7 protein-coding genes are annotated in these 4,936 nt (G+C 70.3%); 3 read left to right on the forward strand and 4 right to left on the reverse strand.

Annotated elements, in window-relative coordinates:
- Positions 1-91: hypothetical protein (locus VHK87_RS05525; RefSeq protein WP_329633903.1), on the forward strand; the 91-nt coding region annotated here is incomplete at its 5' end.
- Positions 92-97: 6 nt separating this feature from the next.
- Here VHK87_RS05525 and VHK87_RS05530 read toward each other — a convergent pair.
- Positions 98-835, reverse strand: coding sequence for a phosphodiester glycosidase family protein (locus VHK87_RS05530; RefSeq protein WP_329633898.1), 738 nt, complete (start codon positions 833-835; stop codon positions 98-100).
- 193 nt (positions 836-1,028) lie between these two features.
- On the opposite strand from VHK87_RS05530, the gene VHK87_RS05535 reads away from it, so the two are divergent.
- A complete protein-coding gene (locus VHK87_RS05535; protein ID WP_329633899.1) occupies positions 1,029-1,847 on the forward strand; it encodes a response regulator in 819 nt (272 codons plus the stop codon).
- A gap of 14 nt (positions 1,848-1,861) precedes the next feature.
- Here the strand turns inward: VHK87_RS05535 and rpoH are convergent, their stop codons facing one another.
- The gene (gene rpoH, locus VHK87_RS05540) at positions 1,862-2,749 is read right to left on the reverse strand and encodes an RNA polymerase sigma factor RpoH (RefSeq protein ID WP_329633900.1); all 888 of its coding nucleotides are present in this window, start codon (positions 2,747-2,749) and stop codon (positions 1,862-1,864) included.
- A 313-nt stretch (positions 2,750-3,062) separates the two neighbouring features.
- On the opposite strand from rpoH, the gene VHK87_RS05545 reads away from it, so the two are divergent.
- Complete coding sequence (locus VHK87_RS05545) at positions 3,063-3,557, forward strand: helix-turn-helix domain-containing protein (RefSeq protein ID WP_329633901.1); 495 nt, start codon at positions 3,063-3,065, stop codon at positions 3,555-3,557.
- Here the strand turns inward: VHK87_RS05545 and VHK87_RS05550 are convergent.
- Complete coding sequence (locus VHK87_RS05550) at positions 3,554-4,567, reverse strand: RluA family pseudouridine synthase (RefSeq protein ID WP_414694115.1); 1,014 nt, start codon at positions 4,565-4,567, stop codon at positions 3,554-3,556. The two genes, VHK87_RS05545 and VHK87_RS05550, sit on opposite strands and share 4 nt — an antisense overlap.
- Positions 4,564-4,936 (reverse strand): hypothetical protein (locus tag VHK87_RS05555; protein WP_329633902.1); only part of this gene is annotated, 373 nt, incomplete at its 5' end. The genes VHK87_RS05555 and VHK87_RS05550, both read right to left, overlap by 4 nt.

Here is a 4,936-nt window from a genome sequence, read left to right on the forward strand (position 1 = left end):
CGAGGAGCTGGTCGGCGCGCCGGTCGTCCTGCTCTCCACCAGCCCGGACCGCGACGACACCATCGTCATGCGGGACCCGTTCCAGGACTGAGACGCTTCAGCCGCGGTCCAGCACGACGACCATCGGTCCGAGCGCTGGTCCGCGGTCCCTGCGGCCCTGCCGCGGGGCCCAAAGCTGCGAGACCGTGCCGTCCAGGTAGAGGGCGTCCTTGCAGCCCAGGCCGTCCCGGAAGAAGCGAGCCAGCTTTCCGAACGAGACCGGGCCCTCGCTGATCACGAACAGAGCCTCGCCGTCCGGCCCCGCGCCGACTCCATTGCGGACCAGGCGGGAGGCGCCGTCCGGCTGGATGCGCGGGTGCAGCTCACCGCCGACCAGCAGCATCGGCCCGGACTGGGTGGCCCAGGCGGGACTGCGCGTGCGGCGGGCGTAGGCCTCGGCCGTCGCAACGGCGGCGCGGCCGTCGTTCCCTACGAAAAAGACCCCATTGGGCTTGAGGTAGAAGTTGCCCGCCGCGTCGGCGGTGTTCAGCGGCCGCAGCAGGCGGCCCTGCTCCACGTGCAGCCCGACGGGGGAGAGGTCGGGCTCGTACATGCCGGCGTTCATCGCGAACCGCACGCTGTCCGCCTCCGGCCCCAGGTGCTTGGCCAGCCGGGCGAGGGTGCGCAGCGGCGCCCCCGAGCGATCGCGCCAGGCCAGGCGCAGCTCGTGTCGTTCGGGACGATAGGCGCAGACGGTGAAGCGGGCCCCTTCGAACGTCTCGATGCGGCAGGGCGGATCGTCGGCCAGCCGCGCGGCGCCGGCGGCGAGGACCGCGCCCGCGCCTGCAAGACCCACCAACGCTCGGCGGCTGAATCGGCCAGGCCACAGGACTGGAAATGGCATTCAAAGACGATGGCGAAGGCCGCCGCCCCGCGCCAGAGCGGCGCGGCGGCGCAGGCCGGTGCGCGCTATTGTCGCACCGCATGCTGAGCGGCCGTTTACCCGTCGGCGCGACCCTAGGCCTCGCCAAGTGGGGAAGTGCGTTCGCATGTTCAGCGAGGACCAGAAGATCATCCAGCGCGTCGCTCCGGCGCTTCAGAGGGTGCTCATCATCGATCCTCAGCCGGCCAGCGCGCGGATGCTGGCCGAGGCCCTGCGGAACTTCTTCACCTGCCAGGTTTGGATCGCGCCGACGCGGACCAAGGCGATCGAGCTGCTTCAGGCCGCCATGCCGCAGCTGGTCTTCGTGGAGCTTTCGGGACCCGGCCTGGACGGCATCGAGCTGACGCGGCAGCTGCGGCGCTCCGAGTTCACGAGCCGCAAGGTCCCGGTGATCGTGACCACGGCCACGGCGACGGCCCAGTCCATTGTCGCGGCGCGGGACGCCGGCGCCCACGAGTTCCTGCGCAAGCCCTACACCTCCAAGGACCTGCTCCGGCGTCTCGAGGCGGTGGCCCTCAAGCCGCGGCCGTGGGTGGAGGCCGTGGCCTACGTCGGCCCCGACCGGCGCCGGTTCAACTCGGGCGAATACAGCGGCCGGCGCAAGCGCAAGGCCGACCTGAGCGAGACGCCCGAGGCGACCAAAGTCGCCCAGGCGTTCAAGATCCTGAACTCGGCCGCGCTGGCCATGCAGGGCGATCCCAGCCAGGCGCTGCGATCGATGCGCGTGCAGGCCGCCGACCTCCACGAGGCGGCGGTGGCGTTGAAGGACGTGCGCCTGGCCCGCGCCGCCGGCGAGCTTCAGGCCTATCTGGCGGCCATCAAAACGATCACGGCCGAGAACGCGCTGGCGCTCTCGGCCGTCGTCGGCGAACTGCTCAAGCTGGCGCCCGTCGAGGTCCCGCGCCCGGCGATGAAGGCGGCCTAGACCGCCCGCACCGCTCAGGCGTTGACGAGGTTCCGCTCTTCGGCGGCGGCGCGCATCGACTTCTGAAGCTTCTCGAAGGCGCGGACCTCGATCTGGCGCACCCGCTCGCGCGAGACGCCGTACTGCGAGGCGAGTTCCTCGAGCGTCGTCGGATCGTCCTTCAGGCGGCGTTCGGTGAGGATGTGCTTCTCACGGTCGGTGAGCTCGGCCATCGCCTCTTCGAGCAGGCCCATCCGCAGCGAGCGCTCCTCGGTGTCGGCCAGCACCGTCTCCTGGCTGGGCGTCACGTCGTCCTGCAGCCAGTCCTGCCACTCGCTCTCGCTGTCCGAACGCAGCGGCGCGTTCAGCGAGGCGTCCGGACCCGAAAGGCGCCGGTTCATGGAGATGACTTCCTCGTCGAGGACGCCGAGCTTAGTGGCGATCTGGCGGACCTGTTCGGGGCGAAGGTCGCCTTCTTCCAGGGCCGAGATCTCGCTCTTGGCCTTGCGCAGGTTGAAGAACAACTTCTTCTGCGCAGCCGTCGTCCCCATCTTCACGAGGCTCCAGGACCGCAGGATGTACTCCTGGATCGAGGCGCGGATCCACCACATGGCGTAGGTCGCCAGCCGGAACCCCTTGTCGGGGTCGAACTTCTTGACCGCCTGCATCAGGCCGACGTTGCCCTCGGAGATCACCTCTCCGATCGGCAGGCCGTAGCCGCGGTAGCCCATGGCGATCTTGGCCACGAGGCGCAGGTGGCTGGTCACCAGACGGTGGGCCGCCTCGGGGTCCTCATGCTCGCGCCAACGCTTGGCCAGCATGAACTCCTCGTCCTTCGCAAGCATGGGAAACTTGCGGATCTCGTTGAGGTATCTGCTGAGGCCGCCTTCCGGCGACATCACCACAGGCAAGCTGGCAGCCATGGTCTATCCCCTCTTGGTTCTCGGAGATCGCTAGCCGCTGGGTCGCCGCGTGGACCGTCCGCCCCCTCCAACCAGGGGGGAAGGTCCTTGGTTGCGGGTGACGTATGGCCGCACGGGATGGGGGAGGCAGCGGCGGCGATATCCGACTTCTTCGCTCAGGTATTTACTACAGTCCGATGAGGGCGCCTTCAAGGCGAGCGTTTCTCACAGGCGCTGCAGTAAAGCTTGCGGGCCGCGGGGGCGCCGAGGCGCTTGCGACTTGCAAGTGGATCACTATATGGTCGACCGATTAGTTTTTGCAACTGGTTGAGCCATGAACGCCGCCAACCGATCAGCCTGCCCGATCAACCTCACGCTGGAGGTGCTGGGCGACCGCTGGAGCCTGCTGGTGATCCGGGACATGATGTTCGGCGGCCGGCGGCGCTTCCGCGAGCTGCTGACGCGCTCGGAAGAGGGCATCGCCTCCAACATCCTGGCCGACCGGCTGAAGCGGCTGATGGAGGCTGGCCTGCTGACCCGCGCCGACGATCCCAGCCACAAGCAGAAGGCCATCTACAGCCTCACGGAAGCCGCCATCCAGCTGGTCCCGGTGTTCGCCCAGCTGGGCGGCTGGGGCCGCCGCCATCGTCCGGTCAGCGACGAGCTGAGCATCCGCGCCCAGCTGCTCGAGGAGGGCGGCCCCAAGCTCTGGGACCGCTTCATGGACGACCTGCGCGCCGAGCACCTTGGGGCGCCTGCCAAGCCGGGCCCCACGGTTCGCGAAGAGCTGCAGGCGGCGTACGAGGAAGTCGCGGCGAAGGCGCGCTAGAGCCCCTCCAACCCCCGCTCCAGCGTCGCCAGGTCAGCGGGCAGGGGGCTTTCGAAGCGCAGGCGTTCGCCGGTGACCGGGTGCACGAACCCAAGCACCGCGGCGTGGAGCGCCTGGCGCTTCAGAGCGGCGGCGGCGATCGCCTCGCGGACCGGGGCGGCCGGCTGGCCGGAGCCGTAGACGGGGTCGCCCAGGCAGGGGCTGCCCTTGCTGGCCAGGTGGACGCGGATCTGGTGGGTGCGACCGGTCTCCAGGCGGCAGGCGAGGCGGGCCGCGAGCGGCTTCTCGGCTGGGCCGAAGGCGCGCTCGACGACGTAGTGGGTGACCGCGTGCCGCCCGCCCGAGCGGACGATGGCCATCTTCTTCCGGTCGTGGGTGGAGCGGGCGATGGCGCCCTCGATGGTCCCGCGGGCGGGATGCGGGGCGCCCCGGGTGAAGGCGATGTAGAGCCGCTCGATGTCGTGGGCCGCGAACAGCTTCGTCAGGCCCTGGTGCGCCGCGTCGGTCTTGGCGACCGCCAGCACGCCGGAGGTCTCCTTGTCGATGCGGTGGACGATTCCGGGACGGGCGACGCCGCCGATGCCCGACAGGGTCTCGCCGCAGTGGTGCAGCAGGGCGTTGACCAGCGTGCCGCTCTCGCTGCCGGGGGCCGGGTGCACGGCCATGCCGGGCGGCTTGTCGACGACGATCAGGTGCTGGTCCTCGAAGAGGATGGTCAGCGGGATCGCCTCAGGCTGCGGGTCGGCGGGGACGGCGGCGGGGATCAGGACCTTGTAGGCGCCGGGCGAGGCCTTGGCCGAGGCGCTTCCCAGCGCCTGGCCGTCGCGGCTGACCTGGCCGTCGGCGATCAGCGCCTGGAGGCGAGCGCGGGACAGCTCCGGCAGCCTGGCGGCCAGCGCCTTGTCGAGCCGCTCGCCTGCGTCCTCGGGGCCGAGCTCCACAATGCGCACGGCCGCGTCGGCCGGATCGAAGTCATCGTCGTCGATCGCGGGCGCTTGAGGCTCGCTCAACCCTGCAGGTGCCCGCCGGCGCTCTGGCCCTTGGACATGCTGTTGGCCCAGCTGGAGAGCAGGAACAGCTCGCCGACGCCGGCCTCGACCGCCTTGGGGCCGATGTCGCGGATCAGGTGGCGGCGGATGTCCTCGGGCAGCGTCTCGTCTGGCGCAGCCGGATCGGAGGCCAGCAGCTCGGCGCAGCGCTCGTCGTCCGCTTCCTTGTCGCCGGTCAGGTCGCCGATGCGCTCCATGATCACCGGATAGGCCGAGGGGGTGCGCGCGGCGTTGAGCGCAGCCGCCAGGATCAGGCCGTCGAGCTGGGCGGCGCGGTGCAGCGACACGCCGTTGAAGATCAGGAACACCGGGGTTTGGCCCACGGTGTCG

This window comes from Phenylobacterium sp. (assembly GCF_036263695.1).
In the GTDB taxonomy this organism is placed as follows: Bacteria; Pseudomonadota; Alphaproteobacteria; order Caulobacterales; family Caulobacteraceae; genus Phenylobacterium.